Origin of the sequence: Dyadobacter subterraneus, assembly GCF_015221875.1 — a bacterium.
Taxonomy (GTDB): domain Bacteria; phylum Bacteroidota; class Bacteroidia; order Cytophagales; family Spirosomataceae; genus Dyadobacter; species Dyadobacter subterraneus.
This window is the reverse complement of record NZ_JACYGY010000001.1, coordinates 4,853,891-4,868,846: the sequence shown is the minus strand read 5'-3', so window position 1 is coordinate 4,868,846 and position 14,956 is coordinate 4,853,891. Positions and strand designations below refer to the sequence as shown.

The following is a 14,956-nucleotide window of genomic DNA, read 5'->3' as shown; positions in this document are numbered from 1 at the left end:
AAAACGGCGAAATCGCTTCGTGGATGCCTGGTGTTACAGAAGTCAGTTTACAAATAAACGGCCAGTCGCATCAATTGAAATTGCAGCCCTGGGTAACTCTTCTGGATGCCTTAAGAGAAAATGCAGATTTGACCGGAACCAAAAAAGGTTGCGATCACGGACAATGTGGTGCCTGTACCGTTTTATGTGACGGCGACCGGATTTTAAGTTGTCTGACCCTCGCAGTAATGAAGGATGGTTCTGAAATCACAACCATTGAAGGTATCGCGAAGGATGGAGAGTTACATCCGCTACAAAAGGCATTTATTGAGCATGATGCATTTCAATGCGGTTATTGCACACCGGGACAGATTTGCAGCGCAATTGGTATGTTGAATGAAAATAAAGCAAAATCAAGAGATGAGGTAAAAGAGCTTATGAGCGGAAATCTTTGCCGCTGCGGAGCAAATACCAATATTATTGACGCGATCATGGAAGTTAAGGAAGGAGGAAATCATGAATAATTTCAGTTATACAAGAGCCAGCAATATCAGTGAAGCCATTCAGAAAGTAAGCGCTGACGCGGATACAAAATTTGTGGCGGGCGGTACCAATCTGATTGATTTATGGAAATACAACCTGACGAATTTTAATGCGCTGGTTGATATAAATTCTATACAAGACCATCACAATATTGAAGAAAAAGCGGATGGGGGCGTTCGGCTTGGCGCTTTTGCCAAAAATGCACAGACTGCATACCATCCTATTATAGAAGAGCGGTATCCATTACTATCAAGAGCAATCCTGGCCGGGGCTTCAGGACAAATCCGGAATATGGCAACCAACGGTGGCAATCTTTTGCAAAGAACGCGGTGTTATTATTTTTACGATCCGGCTGTTCCCTGCAATAAACGTGAGCCTGGCAGCGGGTGTTCTGCAATTAAGGGTTATAATCGTATTATGGCCATTTTCGGTACAAGTGAAAACTGTATCGCCGTTTTTCCGTCAGACATGTGTATTGCTTTGGCAGCGCTGGATGCGGTTGTAAATGTGAGCGGCCCGGGAGGCGAGCGCAGCTTACCATTTGCCGATTTTCACCGTCTGCCTGGCGATACACCACATTTGGACAACAATCTGAATCCGGATGAAATAATCACCAGCATTGATCTTCCCGAAAAAGGTTTTTCAAAGAATTACTCTTATCTAAAACTGCGCGACAGAAATTCCTACGCTTTTGCACTGGTTTCAGTAGCAACTGCTTTTGAGTTGGAAGGCGATAAAATAAAAGACGCGCGGATTGCATTAGGTGGTGTGGCACATAAGCCATGGCGTGTAAAACAGGCAGAAGAATTTCTCCAAAATAATACTGCATCCCGGGAAAATTTTGTGGCCGCTGCGGACATTATTGTAAAAGATGCAGTGGCTTACGAGTACAACAGTTTTAAAATTGAATTGACAAAAAGAGCGATTATTCGTAATTGTATGATGGCTCTCAATCCCGAAACGCAATTGCCGGGAGCTCAGCCATCAGCCTAACTAACCAGGAAATTTATGTCAAACAGACCATCGATAGGACAACCAATCAGCCGGTTGGAAGGCCAAATGAAAGTAACAGGTTCGGCAAAATATTCAGGGGAATATAATACGCCCGGATTGCTTTACGGATATGTTGTCAACAGTACCATTGTCAGAGGAGAAATAGTTAGTATCAATACAGTAGACGCCAGGGCTTTACCTGGCGTAATTGAAATATTTACACACGACAACCGTCCTTCACTGGCCTGGTTTAATATGCAGTACGCCGATATGGATGCGCCTCCTGGTTCACCTTTTCGCCCGTTGCATGATAATGAGATCAAATATTATGGTCAGCCCATCGCCTTAGTGGTTGCCGAGACTTTTGAACTTGCCCGTTTTGCGGCTTCCCTAGTCACCGTGGAATATGAAGAAGAGACATTTTCTACTGATATTCATGTCAATCTTGGTAAGGCGCGGGCTCCAAAAGCAGGTTTAGCAACAGCATTAAAACCGCCACCACCAAAGCCAAAAGGTGATTTTGAAGAGGCTTATGCCAATTCCCCGGTACAGGCTTCCGGAGAATTTTTCCACGGGACAGAACATCATAATCCTTTGGAATTGTTTACAACAACCACAATTTATGAAGGTGAAGGGAAACTGACGATTTACGATAAAACGCAGGGGACGGTGAATTGCCAGTTATATGTAGGAAACGTTTTCGGACTTCATTTTAAGGATGTCAGAGTGATTTCGCCTTATGTGGGTGGTGCGTTTGGAGCTGGTTTGCGGCCGCAGTATCAGCTATTTATGTCTGTAATGGCCGCTTTGGAATTGAAAAGAAATGTGCGGGTAACGCTGGACAGAAGCCAGATGTTCACGTTTGGATATCGACCGCCAACAATACAAACAACGCAATTTGGAGCAAATACTGATGGAACCGTAACAGCGCTTAACCATGAGGCATTTGGGCAAACTTCGCATTTTGAAGATTATACGGAAGTTGTCGTGAACTGGGCAAATATGCTTTATCCGGCTCAGAACACACTTTTCAAATATAACATGGTTCCGCTGGATGTTTTCAGTCCGTTGGATATGCGTGCGCCGGGTGGAAGTACGGGTGTGCATGCCATTGAAAGTACAATGGATGATTTGTCCTACAAACTTAAAATTGATCCGCTGCAACTTCGTCTGATAAATTATTCTGTTGACGATGTCAGTATGGATCGCCCGTATTCCAGTAAGGAATTGAGGCAATGTTATTTGCAGGGTGCGGAAAAGTTCGGTTGGTCAAACCGTAATCCTGAACCCCGGAGTATGCGCAAAGGGAATAAACTTGTGGGATATGGTATGGCCACAGGAATCTGGGAAGCGATGACCGTTCCCGCGCGTGCGGAAGCGATTATTACAAAAGAAGGCAAGTTGCTAGTGAGCAGTGCGGTTACGGATATTGGAACCGGTACCTTGACGGTCATGACGCAAATTGCTGCGGATGAACTTGGACTGAAAATGGATGATGTAACATTTTCCTATGGAGATAGTAAAATGCCCTTTGCACCAATTCAGGGAGGATCTTTTACGGTATCAACCATTGGTTCCGCGATCAAAGCAGCCGGGAAAGCGTTAAGGAAAAAGTTGTTTAAAAAAGCAGCTGATATTGATAATTCTCCCTTCAAAAATGTTGCAATAGAGGATGTGGATTTTGATAATGGAAATATTATTCTAAAACAAAATCCGTCTGTTTCTCTTTCTTTTCAGGAGATAGTTGCAGCCAATAAAGGGAAGCAAATCCGGACCATTAATTTCTCCGTTCCTAATGTTCTCAAACTGAAAAAATATTCCCGAGCTGCGCATAGCGCTGCTTTTGTGGAAGTTGAGGTTGATGAAGAATTAGGAATTGTAAACGTAACAAGAGCTGTAACCGCCGTGGCTGCCGGAAACATCATTAATCCTAAAACGGCAAGAAGTCAGATTTTAGGCGGAATGATTTGGGGGATCAGCAAGGCGCTTCGCGAAGAAACCATCACAGATCATCATTTTGGAAAATATATGAATACCAATCTCGGTGAATATCACATTCCTGTTCACGCCGATATTCATGAGCTGGATGTGATTTTTGTTGATGAAAAAGATGAGATTGTTAACGAGCTTGGTAGTAAAGGAATCGGTGAAATTGGTCTGGTAGCCATGCCTCCCGCCATTGCCAATGCTATTTTTCATGCAACCGGAAAAAGAATCAACCAGTTTCCCATTCACTTTGATTCTTTGCTTTAACTGATAACGAGTACTATACTGAGTTTAATTCTGACAGCCAGCAGTGATGCTGGCTGTTTTTTGTTTTAAAAAGGCCTGCATGTTGAAGAAGATAGGATTTAGGGAATTTGTTATAAATAGAAGATTCTATATAATGACAGCCGGGAACGTAACCGTTATTTAAAACTTCATTTGGTTAAGAAGGCATTATGTGTTAAACTCGTCCCGCCATTTGTGATAAAGGCAAAAACAATGACCTGTGAAAAATTTAAATACGAAATATTATACTTTATTTTCGTTATAGATTTACAAATCATTGCCAACTGTCCGAATTTAAGCTCAAAACACCTATAAATTAATTTAGTAATTCGCCAAAATTCCTAAAAAACTTATTTATTTCAAATGAATCGCAGAGACGCAATTAAAGATCTATCCATGATTCCGCTGGCCGGAAGTATAATGCTTCCCAAAACTTCTGCTCCTGAAAAGGCGGTAAGTCAGGCGCAGGTGGCAGCCAGCAAAGAAATCTATCAGGCAATCGGTGTTGAGCCGATTATCAATTGCCGCGGAACTTTCACCATTATCGGTGGTTCCATCGAAAGACCCGAAGTAAGAACTGCAATGGACGCAGCAGCGCAGGTTTTTGTACAGTATGATGAACTGGCTTTCGGAGCCGGAAAACGTCTTGCAGAACTGACTGGTGCGGAGTGGGGTATGGTATCGGCCGGTTGTGCGGCGGGTATGAAACATGTCACAGTGGCCTGTGTTACAGGAGGTAATCCTGAGAAATTGATTCGTGTTCCAAATCTAGCAGGATTTGATAAAACAGAAGTGATCATTCCAAGATATTCCCGTAACGTATACGATCACGCACTAAGAAATGTCGGCGTTACTTTAATAACTGTTGATTCTATCGAGGAATTGACTAACGCCATCAGCTCTCGTACTGCGATGATCTACCTGATGGCTGGCGATGAATCCATGAAAGGGCCGATGTCTTTGGAAGCAATTTCTAAAATTGCAAAACCGAAAAATATACCGGTTATGGTGGATGCTGCTGCTGAGGATCTTACTATCCCTAACGTGCATTTGAAAATGGGTGCAACGGTTGTGATTTATAGTGGAGGAAAAGCACTTTGTGGACCACAATGCGCGGGACTTGTTTTAGGTCAAAAAGATTTATTGATGTCGGCATGGCAGGCGAGTGCGCCGCACCATGGTCCTGGACGTGATAATAAAGTAGGTCGCGAGGAAACCATGGGTATGATTGCCGCGGTGGAAGCCTGGACAAAACGTGATCATGCGGGTGAGTGGAAAAGATGGCTTTCATGGCTTGACAATATTTCCAAGACTGTAACATCAATTGACGGTGTAAAAACCACAGTAATTGAGCCAAAAGACCAGCTTTCCAACAGAACTCCGCAGTTAAGGATTTCGTGGGATCCCGCTAAATTTAATATAACAGGTGAGGAAATCGCTGAACTTTTTGGCAGAACAAAACCACGGATAGCACTAGGCGGCGGAAGCAGAGAAGGTTCAACTTTTATTTCAATCACAACAGGACAAATGCAGCCTGGCGACGACAAAGTGGTTGCAGACCGTTTTGTTTCAGTTTTGTCTGAAAAACGTACGCCGCAGAAAACGGATTTGAAACCGGCGACAGTAACTCTTAAAGGTCACTGGGATCTGGATGTTCAGTTTTTCTCTTCGGTCAGCAAACAGTCACTAATCATTGAACAGGACGGAAACTGGCTTGAAGGTTCGCATAAAGGCGAATTCTCGGTTAGGGAATTGCAGGGAACGGTAGAAGGAAATGAAGTAAAAATGAGAAGTTCAGATCGTCAGATTGCAGATAACATTACTTTTTCATTTTCCGGTACAGCAAAAGATGATACGATGACTGGCTCAATTTACATGGGAGAATACATGACGGCCACTTTCACGGCAAAACGTCATAAGTTCAAAGCAAAACGAGAAAAAATATTCATTCCTTCCGGACCACCTTTGGCAACCTAGGATTTTAAAATATATATTTTTCATATGAAAGTGAGATACCTCGTATCTCACTTTTTTTGTTTTAGAACCTCAACTTTACAAAAACTTTCAAGGAATAAATATCTGATTTACAGATATTTTGCGCTCTGGTATGCGATTTGCATTGTATTGATTTTCAAATGGTATAGAAATTTATTAGCGTGTGTTTAGACGGTTACAATCACTTAAAATGCTAAATAAATTAAATCATGGAAGAGTTAAAGGTGGTCAATATTTTCCGTTTTAAATCACACGAAGAAGTCAATAATTCCGCCATAAAAATGCGGGATAATGAGATCAAGGAAACCATCAAACAGATGGAAAAACTGGCTTCTACTTACAACTTTTACCAGAAACCAGTTACGCTGCATTTTTTTGGAGATACAAAATCCGACGTTCGTTTCAGGGTAGAATGTAATGATGCCGATACTAGAATACGAATTGAGAATGCACTTAAACTTTATCAGAAAAACCAGTAAGTTATTTTTTTTACTTGAAAAATAATTTACTGTGTGTAGCAAAGTCACCATAATACTATAATAAAACAGGCTGTTAATCAGCCTGTTTTATTATAGCGTCAGTCAGGCTTTTCCACTGTATTCTTGAAAAACTGATAATGCCACTCATACCTACAATTGCATTTCTAAGCTGGTCAGAAAGTTGATTGGTATCCTGGTTTGTTTTGGTATTCCGGTCGTAAACTGCGGCTGTTATTTTTGTCAATTCTCTTGTCACAGTGAAAGTGCTCGTAGCCTCCTGGGAATAAAAATGAGCAACGTTTTCGTTCGATGATGATGGGTTCGCAGCTGGTCTCACTCTTATGCCTATACTCTCAATATTCTCCGAACGGTAAAAATCAATTTTTTCAACTTTTACCCAGTCATAACCGTCACCAGCTTTTGAGCCGGGACCGGGAATATCAATTCTGAAATACATTCCTTCCTGAACTGGAGAGTCTGTTGGATTTCCAGACGAATCTGTTAATTGAAAAGCCGCCAGAAATTTTCCGGCCAGATTTTGCCAGTTATTTACATCAATCAAACGGCTTTTAGCTATATCAAAAATTGATTTAGCCAATTCCACATCTTTCAAATCAATATTACTTTCAACGTTGATTTTACTCCCATCTTCCTGATCAGGTATAGTGCCTGAATAATTTTTCTCGCCCATCATTTATTCAATTTATTGTGAAGAGTATAATTCAATGATCATGGTTCCAGTACTTTGTCATATTCAGCAGCGGAAGATTCTTTGCCAAATTCAGTGGTGTATATTTTTAGCAGTAATAAAAAATAACTGATCAGCAACGGACCGAATATAAAACCCAGGAAACCAAAAAGTTTCAATCCCACGATCAGTCCCAGGATAGTAATCACAGGATGTACGTCGCCAACTTTTTTCAGAAAAGAAATTCTGGCCAGATAATCTATATTCCCAGTTACCACAGCACTGTAAATGGCAAGTCCGATCGCTTTTCCATTTTCACCAGAAGAAAAGAGAAAAATGGCAGAAGGTATCCAAATTGCAGCCGTGCCGATTACGGGGAAAAAGGCGAAGATTCCAGTTAAAAATCCTAACAATACGAAATCCTTCATACCAAAAATCCAGTAGCCGATCATGGCGACAAGTCCTTGAACGATAGAAATAATTGGAATTCCCAAAGCGTTTGCTTTTACCATCATTTTGGTTTCCTGGGCCAGCATATCAATGTTTTCATTTCTTAAAGGCAGAAATTTGGAAACTGCTCTTTCGAGTTGCGGTCCGTTGGTAAACATGAAAAATGACAGGAAAAGAATCATTAGCAAATTGCCGATAAGTGTAGCGGAACTGTTCAATAACATAGGTACAAATCCTGCCACCCGTTTTGGAAGTTCTTTGACAAAATCGCTTTGTGAAATATCCTGTCCGGTCCAGTCCTTTATCTGGTTTGAAACAGCGTTTAGTGCAGAATAAATTTGATCCGGATTTTTTAGAAAATGCTCAATTTTGGAATAAACTAACTGTACAGAAAAGTAGATTGGAACTACTATACAAGTGACAAAGGCGAACATAAAAAGAAGCGCGGTAGCACTCTTATTCCATTTTTTGCTGAATGTTAATTTGAAATACCATTTCCGGCTGAGAATGTATAAGGTCAGAGCTCCCAGGAAACCTGGAAAAAAGGTATAAAGCTGAGAAAAAAGCAATGCTCCAAGTGCAAGAATAAGCACGAAAAAAAAGACTTGTCTTAATTTATTATTAAAACCTGACATAGAATATAATTATGGATAGGTGAGTTTATCGTCTTGTAGTCAGTGAAATAGGAATTTTACTCCTATAAGCTCTAATGTAGAATGTATAAAATCATGCCTATGAAAGCACTGGTTATTTAGTTAACCAGATTGTACAGAAATTAGCCAGAAAACAGGCAATTTCTGTTGAAAAGGCCTGGTACAATATTTATATATTATATAGCAGAATCAATTAATGAATATCATGAAACAATCACAAAGTTCCAATGGTATGCATCAAAGCCAAAGCAAGACGCATACGGAAAATAAAGATAACCTTGATAGCAGACATAAAGAAGAGGAAACAGTTAAGGGAAATCACCTGACTAATAACCAAAAGCAACATGCGAGCTTAGGTAAGAAGAATGATTAATTAATTTGATATGAGGCGCCTGGATTTCTACACGGAAATCCAGGCGCATTTTTTTATATTTAATTTAAAAAATGAATAAAATGACGCAATCAGATATACCGGAAAACGGAGCTTTGGTGAGATTTCTCAGAACGGATGAAGAGGAGTGGAGAGAAGGTGAATTTGATGGGGAAAACCATTTATTTATTGAAATATATTCGCTGGAACCGTCAACACACAACATTGAGGATATCCGGGAATGGGAGTATCTTCCTGAGGTTGGATGATATTAAAAAAGAGAAGCATTGTTTGGTTTGCCAAACAATGCTTCTCTTTTTATATTAAATAAATTCTATTCGTGATCAACCGGTTTTTGTTGCTCATAAACCTGGTGCGCAGTCATACTATCTGGCGCCAGAGCGCTTACTACTACCTGTACCTTGTTTTTAAATCCAGAGATTATTTTGTCCGTACCGGCCATTAGTGCATCGTAACCATCTTTGGCTACATCCGCCGGATCGGAAAGTTTGTCTTTATCTTCAACCGCTTTGCTGTCCAGCATATCTGCTTTGTTGAAGAAATCTGTGTCTGTAGGCCCCGGCATCAAAGCTGTTATCGTCACGCCGGAATCTTTAAGTTCTTCGCGGATTGCCTCACTGAAAGAAAGTACGAAAGCTTTTGTTCCATGATAAACAGCCTGCCATGGACCAGGTAATTTACTTGCTACGGATGCCAGATTAAGTATTTTTCCTGATCCGTTTGCCGCCATATCTTTTACAAAACATTTGGTAAGAATTACCAGTGACGAAATATTCAGGTTAATAATGTCAAGCTCTTTTTCAATATCTGTGTCCTTGAAAAGTCCATAAATTCCCTGACCGGCATCGTTCACAAGCACATCAATCTGAATTCCTTTTTGCTTCACTTCTTCATATAAAGAAAACGCTTCATCACGGTTAAAAAGATCTTTGGCAATTGTAATCACTTCGCCACCATGTTGCCTTAATTCCGTAGCAGTAGATTCGAGTTCATCATGATTTCGCGCTACGATAATCAGGTTGTATTGATCTGCTGCAAAGAGTTTGGCAAGTTCCCGGCCTATACCACTGGTAGCACCGGTTATCAGCGCATATTTTTCTGAATTGTTCATAGAAATGATAAGTTTGTTGATGAAGTTTTCCTTAGCTGCGCAAAAAATACATGCCTTGTTTTTTATGTGGAATTACTGACCGGAATGTTAATTATGTTCTACGATTTTTTTGAAATATGAAATATTGAAAAAATAAAACACTGGCCATTTCTTTTGAATTATTAATTTACGGCTGATGATGAGTGATTTATATGTAGAAAGGCATAGTTATTTATAAAATTTTGCAAACCTAATCATCAAAACTATGGCTACTACAAAAGTTAAATCTGAAACAAAGGCACCAGCTGCAAAACCTGCAAAATCAAGGGCAGCCGCTGCTCGTCCGGCGAAAAAGGCCGCAACCACAAAGTCGCTGAGTACAACAAATCACGATGAGATTCGTGCCTGGGTTGAAAAACGAAAAGGAACACCGTCAACCGTTAAAGGCACGGGAAATAAAAATGATAATAGTGGAATTTTAAGAATTGATTTCCCGGGTTACTCTGGAAAAGACACACTCGAAGCAATAAGCTGGGATGATTTCTTTAAAAAATTCGATGAAAGTAATCTTGAATTTTTATACCAAAACGAAACTGCTGGCGGAAAGGAGAGTCGCTTCAATAAATTCGTTTCAAAGAAATAGAAAGGGAAAACTTAATAGTGAATCAATAAAAATGGCTGGCAAACTTTCGTTGCCAGCCATTTTTACTAATCAGTAAATGCGAATTAAAAGAAATTTAATTCAGTGATGCAGAGTATTCCTCCTGAGCCGACTGCATCTTTGGAACAGGCTGGGTTTTATAATTAGATATCGCCGAAAGCGGGTTAATGCTCATCGGTTCTTTTTTCTCATTGATAGCGACAATGATAGAAGAAGGCCTGACAGAATATTTCGCAGTCTTCGTTAATTCTATTTCAGAAACAGCATTCATTGAAATAGTAAAATGTTGACCGCGTTCTCTGATTTTTGCCTTCGCCATTTTGTTTGGCATTTTATAATTGTGCTGGGAAAGTCCCGGATCTGTTAATGTTTGAGCTTTTAAGCCGGAAGCCGCAGTTAAGAGAACAAATGTTGATGTAAGCGTGATTAAAATACTTGCCTTAGACATGGTTAAGTTGGTTTGGAATTTTCTTCGTTTGAGTTATACAAAATTACTCATAGCTCAGCTACCAATGTCTATGGTATTCAAATAATAAATTATAAAATTCAAATAAAATTTTCTTCTCAAAATCTATTTATAATTCCTCCCTGATTCGTTTTTCATATTTGAAGAGAGATCGGAAAGTGATCTTTTATTAAATCATTTGAAATAATAAATTAATTAAAATACTGTTTATGATTAAATTGACTATTATTTGTATTTTTAAATTTATTTAATAATTGGTCATTTCTAATACGGTATGAAATATTATTTTACTGACTTATCAAAATGTAAATATTTTCATTTTTTATGCAATTCAAATATTTATTACCTTGTTTATGTAAGTTAAGATCGTATAGTATTTTCCTATTTTGATACAATTAACAATAAAAAACAGGGTAAGTATTTACCCTGTTTTTTATTAATACTTAAAGAGAATCCTGCAACATTTGAGCGTGCTGCAAGTGGGTTTTAAAAGTAGGTAACCAGGTTGAAGAAAAAGATTTAACATCAGTGTCGCTCCCACTGTCCGATTCTTTTTGAAACATGTCCACAGTCTCCTGATGTGAGCTTACCATCATTTTAATGTATGCGCGGTTGAATGCGCTACCGCTCATCGCATTCAGGCTATCCAGTTTTTGCTGTTTTGCCGTGGTAAGTGTCGTTGGCAGAGTTACAGATTTTTTTGCAGCCAGCGTTTTTAATTCGTTGTTGGCTTTTGTATGGTCAGTTACCATCATACTGGCGAAAGAGCGGATGCCGGCAGAATCAAGTCCTGATGTGGTGCCAGTTCCCATTCCCATTGAATCCATCGCCATAGAATCTGTTCCCATAGAGTCCACCATCATGGAATCCATTTTTAGTGCAAGTTGGCCAGCCATTACTTCAAACATACCGCCATCGGCCGCGTTCAACACAAAAGTCCTGTCCGAATCTGTCAATTGATCGGTTACAGAATCATTGTCGTCGTCATCATCTTTACAAGACACTGCTGCAAACATGGTTACAGCCAAAATAAACATTAGATTAAACTTTTTCATTTTCTTTTAGTTTTGATGAATATATTAGGTGAACTTTCGCGCCATCTTATAAATAATCGTACCAAAAATTACTGATTAGCAGTGAGTTGTGTCCATTGTAGGCTTAGAGTATACTACCGTTCATTTAGATTAAAATATTGAAGCAAATTTTAATTTGTTGGGGAAAATTAGAAAACTATGCAGGGTAGAACACTGGTAATTGGGGATATTCATGGGGCGTACCAAGCGTTGATACAGGTACTTGAAAGAACGGAACTGACAAGTTCGGATAAACTAATTTTCGTTGGGGATTATGTTGATGGCTGGCCCGAAACTGCTTTGGTAATTGAGCATCTGATAAAGCTGTCTGAAAAACATTTTTGTATTTTTATAAAAGGAAATCATGACGTTTGGTGTCAATCATGGTTGGCAGGTGATGAGCCCGACAAAGCATGGCTGGAAAACCGGGGAAATTCTACAATTCTAAGTTATCGGGATTTTGATCAAAAGAGCAGATCGCGGCATCTTGATTTTTTTTCAAATCTGAAAGACTATTATTTAGATGAAAAAAACCGACTGTTTATCCATGCAGGTTTCACTTCGGTCAAAGGGTTACTTGAAGAAACGTTTTCATATAATTTCAACAACGACCGGACACTTTTAGAAACGGCAATGGCTATGGACAAAAATCTGACAACCGACTCTGTTTTCTATCCAAAGCGGCTGGCACTTTTTTCTGAAATTTTTATCGGTCATACTCCGACTATAAAGTACAATATTGATGTACCGATGAACGGTGGAAATCTTTGGGATGTGGATACGGGAGCCGCAAAAGATGGGAAGATATCTGTCATGGATATTGATACCAAAGAATTCTGGCAAAGTGATAAGGTTAAGGATTTGTATCAGATTTGAAAAAGTTATTACAAAAAAATGCCGTCCGGGAATCCAGGCGGCATTTTTTGTAATAACAATAGGATCAGGTTACAGGACACTTTAATACCATCACTGATCTGGCCTGGACCTTAATTGAACTTCCGTCGCCAAAAGTTTCTTCTTCCTCACCTATAAAACCGTTGCTTGTATCAATTATTTTTTTCCATCCATCTCCATTTTTTTCAGTGGGAAGAATGTAATCCAATGCTTCGGAATGGGCATTGAAAATAATGTAAAAGCTGTCATCTTTAATTCTGTTTCCATCATAATCCACACAGCGAATACCATTTCCGTTGAAATAAACACCGAGCGATTTGGCAAAATCGTGATTCCAGCTTTCCTCAGGCATTTCTATGCCTTCTGGTAAATACCACATCACATCGTCCATACCAGAACCTTTAATAGGTAATCCCTGAAACCAGCGTCTTCTTCTAAACGTTGGGTGATCTTTACAAACGTGGATTACTTTTCTGGTAAATTCCCTGAGCTCATGATCTGCATTTTCCCAATGAAGCCAGGAAACTTCGTTATCCTGACAATAAGCATTATTATTTCCGGACTGCGTTCTGCCAAATTCATCACCGGCAACAAGCATGGGAACGCCTTGTGATAAAAATAAAGTTGTTATAAAATTCCGCTTTTGACGCAATCTGAGCGCATTTATCTCTGCATTTTCCGTGGGACCTTCTTCACCGCAATTCCAGGAATTATTGTCATTTTCGCCATCAGAATTGTTGTCGCCGTTGCCTTCATTATGTTTTTCGTTGTAAGAAACCAGATCGTGAAGCGTAAAACCATCGTGCGCCGTAATGAAATTAATACTGGCAGTCGGGCGGCGATAACCGCCTTTGTAAAGATCCGGACTACCTGTAAAACGCAGTGCAAATTCAGCTATTTTACTTTCTGCTCCACGCCAGTAATCGCGGATGCAATCCCTGTATTTATCATTCCACTCTGCCCATCCTGGAGGAAATTTTCCAACCAGATAACCTTCCTCACCAATATCCCAAGGTTCTGCAATTAGCTTGACTTGCGAAATAACCGGATCCTGGTGGATGATCGAAAAGAATGAACTCAAATTATCGGTATCATGCAAAGTCCTTGCAAGTGTTGACGCCAGATCAAAGCGGAATCCATCCACGTGCATTTCCGTTACCCAATAACGAAGACTATCCATAATCAGCCCCAAAACAAAAGGCAGCGGAACATTTAAGGTATTTCCTGTTCCTGTATAATCTTTATAAAAACGCTGATCTTCCGGTGTCAGGCGATAATAAGAACAGTTGTCAATTCCTTTAAAAGAAAATGTTGGTCCCAGATGATTTCCTTCTGCCGTATGGTTATAAACGACATCAAGAATAACTTCAATACCGGCTTTATGAAGTTCCTTAACCATATTTTTAAATTCATTCACCTGTTCTCCCAAAATGCCGGAACTGCAATAGCGGGAATCTGGTGCGAAATAGCCCAAGGTATTATATCCCCAGTAGTTGGAAAGTCCCCGTTCAATTAAGTGCCTGTCTGAAACGAAATGATGAACCGGCATTAATTCTAGCGCGGTAATGCCAAGCTCTTTCAAATAGTTTATGGTAACCGGATGTGCCATTGCTGCATAAGTACCTCTTATTTCCTCCGGAATTTCCGGATTTAACTGGGTAAAACCTTTAACATGCGCTTCGTAAATAATGGTATCATGATAAGGGATTTTGGGCTGTTTGTCGCCTTCCCAATCAAATTGGCCATCTATTACAATAGATTTTGGTAAAAAGGCAGCGCTATTGGTATCACTTAAACTGATATCTTCTTCCGGATTTCCGATTTCATAGCCAAACAAAGCATCATCCCACTTGATATCTCCAGCAATGGCTTTGGCGTAAGGATCGGATAATAGTTTGGCAGGATTAAACCGGTGACCGTTATGCGGTTCATAAGGACCATAAATTCTGTATCCATACAACTGGCCTGGTTTCAGACCAGGAATATGCACATGCCATACGTTATGTGTTACTTCTTCAATCTTTATTTTTACATTTTCAATTTCGTCTTCAACGGAGTCAAAAAGACAAAGTTCTACGCCGGTAGCATTTTCAGAGAAAATTGAAAAATTAATTCCCTTACCATCGAAAGTGGCACCTAATGGAAATGGACTTCCCGGACAAACCTTGATTTCTGACTCCTCAGGAGACTTTAAAAGTTCATTTTCCAAATGTTGATCCATGATTAGTATATTTTAATACCGACAGAAAAGACGATGTTGTGCGGAATAAATATTTGTGCCAGAGATGTATTGTAAAGATTTTTAGCTGAAAATAAACATCAGTATAGCA

Annotated in this window: 15 protein-coding genes; 9 read left to right on the top strand and 6 right to left on the bottom strand. The window is 39.7% G+C overall.

The genetic code is table 11. From position 1 onward, the window contains the following. Positions 1-23: 23 nt before the first annotated feature. From IEE83_RS20340 to IEE83_RS20320, 5 genes are all read left to right on the top strand, one after another. Positions 24-503 carry a (2Fe-2S)-binding protein gene (locus IEE83_RS20340; protein WP_194123484.1) on the top strand — a complete coding sequence of 160 codons (480 nt, stop codon included), beginning with the start codon at positions 24-26 and terminating at the stop codon, positions 501-503. Continuing rightward, positions 496-1,515, top strand: a complete 1,020-nt coding sequence (locus IEE83_RS20335) for an FAD binding domain-containing protein (RefSeq protein WP_194122339.1) — start codon at positions 496-498, stop codon at positions 1,513-1,515. The genes IEE83_RS20340 and IEE83_RS20335 overlap by 8 nt, the downstream gene beginning before the upstream one ends. A gap of 15 nt (positions 1,516-1,530) precedes the next feature. Next, positions 1,531-3,768 (top strand): xanthine dehydrogenase family protein molybdopterin-binding subunit, encoded by a 2,238-nt coding sequence (locus IEE83_RS20330; protein WP_194122338.1) that lies wholly within the window; start codon positions 1,531-1,533, stop codon positions 3,766-3,768. 381 nt (positions 3,769-4,149) lie between these two features. Further along, positions 4,150-5,763, top strand: a complete 1,614-nt coding sequence (locus IEE83_RS20325; protein WP_194122337.1) for an aminotransferase class V-fold PLP-dependent enzyme — start codon at positions 4,150-4,152, stop codon at positions 5,761-5,763. 227 nt (positions 5,764-5,990) lie between these two features. Further along, positions 5,991-6,260, top strand: a complete 270-nt coding sequence (locus tag IEE83_RS20320; protein WP_194122336.1) for a hypothetical protein — start codon at positions 5,991-5,993, stop codon at positions 6,258-6,260. 73 nt (positions 6,261-6,333) lie between these two features. Here the strand turns inward: IEE83_RS20320 and IEE83_RS20315 are convergent, their stop codons facing one another. Further along, the gene (locus IEE83_RS20315; protein WP_194122335.1) at positions 6,334-6,954 is read right to left on the bottom strand and encodes a hypothetical protein; all 621 of its coding nucleotides are present in this window, start codon (positions 6,952-6,954) and stop codon (positions 6,334-6,336) included. A 35-nt stretch (positions 6,955-6,989) separates the two neighbouring features. Further along, entirely contained in the window at positions 6,990-8,033 is a 1,044-nt protein-coding gene (locus IEE83_RS20310; RefSeq protein ID WP_194122334.1) for an AI-2E family transporter, read from the bottom strand. Between the two features lie 223 nt (positions 8,034-8,256). Here IEE83_RS20310 and IEE83_RS20305 point away from each other — a divergent pair, with 223 nt between their 5' ends. Together IEE83_RS20305 and IEE83_RS20300 are read left to right on the top strand one after the other, a co-directional pair. Further along, entirely contained in the window at positions 8,257-8,424 is a 168-nt protein-coding gene (locus IEE83_RS20305) for a hypothetical protein (protein ID WP_194123563.1), read from the top strand. A gap of 80 nt (positions 8,425-8,504) precedes the next feature. Then, positions 8,505-8,690, top strand: coding sequence for a hypothetical protein (locus tag IEE83_RS20300; RefSeq protein WP_194122333.1), 186 nt, complete (start codon positions 8,505-8,507; stop codon positions 8,688-8,690). Positions 8,691-8,755: 65 nt separating this feature from the next. On the opposite strand, the gene IEE83_RS20295 is transcribed toward IEE83_RS20300, so the two are convergent. After that, positions 8,756-9,553, bottom strand: a complete 798-nt coding sequence (locus IEE83_RS20295; protein ID WP_194122332.1) for an SDR family NAD(P)-dependent oxidoreductase — start codon at positions 9,551-9,553, stop codon at positions 8,756-8,758. A gap of 244 nt (positions 9,554-9,797) precedes the next feature. Here IEE83_RS20295 and IEE83_RS20290 point away from each other — a divergent pair, with 244 nt between their 5' ends. After that, complete coding sequence (locus IEE83_RS20290; RefSeq protein ID WP_228101896.1) at positions 9,798-10,175, top strand: hypothetical protein; 378 nt, start codon at positions 9,798-9,800, stop codon at positions 10,173-10,175. A 94-nt stretch (positions 10,176-10,269) separates the two neighbouring features. Here the strand turns inward: IEE83_RS20290 and IEE83_RS20285 are convergent, their stop codons facing one another. Together IEE83_RS20285 and IEE83_RS20280 are read right to left on the bottom strand one after the other, a co-directional pair. Next, positions 10,270-10,641, bottom strand: a complete 372-nt coding sequence (locus IEE83_RS20285; RefSeq protein WP_194122331.1) for a hypothetical protein — start codon at positions 10,639-10,641, stop codon at positions 10,270-10,272. Between the two features lie 461 nt (positions 10,642-11,102). Continuing rightward, the gene (locus IEE83_RS20280; RefSeq protein WP_194122330.1) at positions 11,103-11,714 is read right to left on the bottom strand and encodes a DUF4142 domain-containing protein; all 612 of its coding nucleotides are present in this window, start codon (positions 11,712-11,714) and stop codon (positions 11,103-11,105) included. Positions 11,715-11,891: 177 nt separating this feature from the next. Between IEE83_RS20280 and IEE83_RS20275 the strand changes: the two genes are divergently transcribed. Next, complete coding sequence (locus IEE83_RS20275) at positions 11,892-12,608, top strand: metallophosphoesterase family protein (RefSeq protein WP_194122329.1); 717 nt, start codon at positions 11,892-11,894, stop codon at positions 12,606-12,608. A gap of 64 nt (positions 12,609-12,672) precedes the next feature. Here the strand turns inward: IEE83_RS20275 and glgX are convergent, their stop codons facing one another. Then, entirely contained in the window at positions 12,673-14,847 is a 2,175-nt protein-coding gene (gene glgX, locus IEE83_RS20270) for a glycogen debranching protein GlgX (RefSeq protein WP_194122328.1), read from the bottom strand. Between the last annotated feature and the right edge of the window lie 109 nt (positions 14,848-14,956).

Excerpts from the sequence above, each read along its gene's own strand:
- IEE83_RS20340 (WP_194123484.1), top strand. The coding sequence starts at position 24 with ATGCCTGGTGTTACAGAAGTCAGTTTACAAATAAACGGCCAGTCGCAT.
- IEE83_RS20335 (WP_194122339.1), top strand. The coding sequence starts at position 496 with ATGAATAATTTCAGTTATACAAGAGCCAGCAATATCAGTGAAGCCATT.
- IEE83_RS20330 (WP_194122338.1), top strand. The coding sequence starts at position 1,531 with ATGTCAAACAGACCATCGATAGGACAACCAATCAGCCGGTTGGAAGGC.
- IEE83_RS20325 (WP_194122337.1), top strand. The coding sequence starts at position 4,150 with ATGAATCGCAGAGACGCAATTAAAGATCTATCCATGATTCCGCTGGCC.
- IEE83_RS20320 (WP_194122336.1), top strand. The coding sequence starts at position 5,991 with ATGGAAGAGTTAAAGGTGGTCAATATTTTCCGTTTTAAATCACACGAA.
- IEE83_RS20315 (WP_194122335.1), bottom strand. The coding sequence starts at position 6,954 with ATGATGGGCGAGAAAAATTATTCAGGCACTATACCTGATCAGGAAGAT.
- IEE83_RS20310 (WP_194122334.1), bottom strand. The coding sequence starts at position 8,033 with ATGTCAGGTTTTAATAATAAATTAAGACAAGTCTTTTTTTTCGTGCTT.
- IEE83_RS20305 (WP_194123563.1), top strand. The coding sequence starts at position 8,257 with ATGAAACAATCACAAAGTTCCAATGGTATGCATCAAAGCCAAAGCAAG.
- IEE83_RS20300 (WP_194122333.1), top strand. The coding sequence starts at position 8,505 with ATGACGCAATCAGATATACCGGAAAACGGAGCTTTGGTGAGATTTCTC.
- IEE83_RS20295 (WP_194122332.1), bottom strand. The coding sequence starts at position 9,553 with ATGAACAATTCAGAAAAATATGCGCTGATAACCGGTGCTACCAGTGGT.
- IEE83_RS20290 (WP_228101896.1), top strand. The coding sequence starts at position 9,798 with ATGGCTACTACAAAAGTTAAATCTGAAACAAAGGCACCAGCTGCAAAA.
- IEE83_RS20285 (WP_194122331.1), bottom strand. The coding sequence starts at position 10,641 with ATGTCTAAGGCAAGTATTTTAATCACGCTTACATCAACATTTGTTCTC.
- IEE83_RS20280 (WP_194122330.1), bottom strand. The coding sequence starts at position 11,714 with ATGAAAAAGTTTAATCTAATGTTTATTTTGGCTGTAACCATGTTTGCA.
- IEE83_RS20275 (WP_194122329.1), top strand. The coding sequence starts at position 11,892 with ATGCAGGGTAGAACACTGGTAATTGGGGATATTCATGGGGCGTACCAA.
- glgX (WP_194122328.1), bottom strand. The coding sequence starts at position 14,847 with ATGGATCAACATTTGGAAAATGAACTTTTAAAGTCTCCTGAGGAGTCA.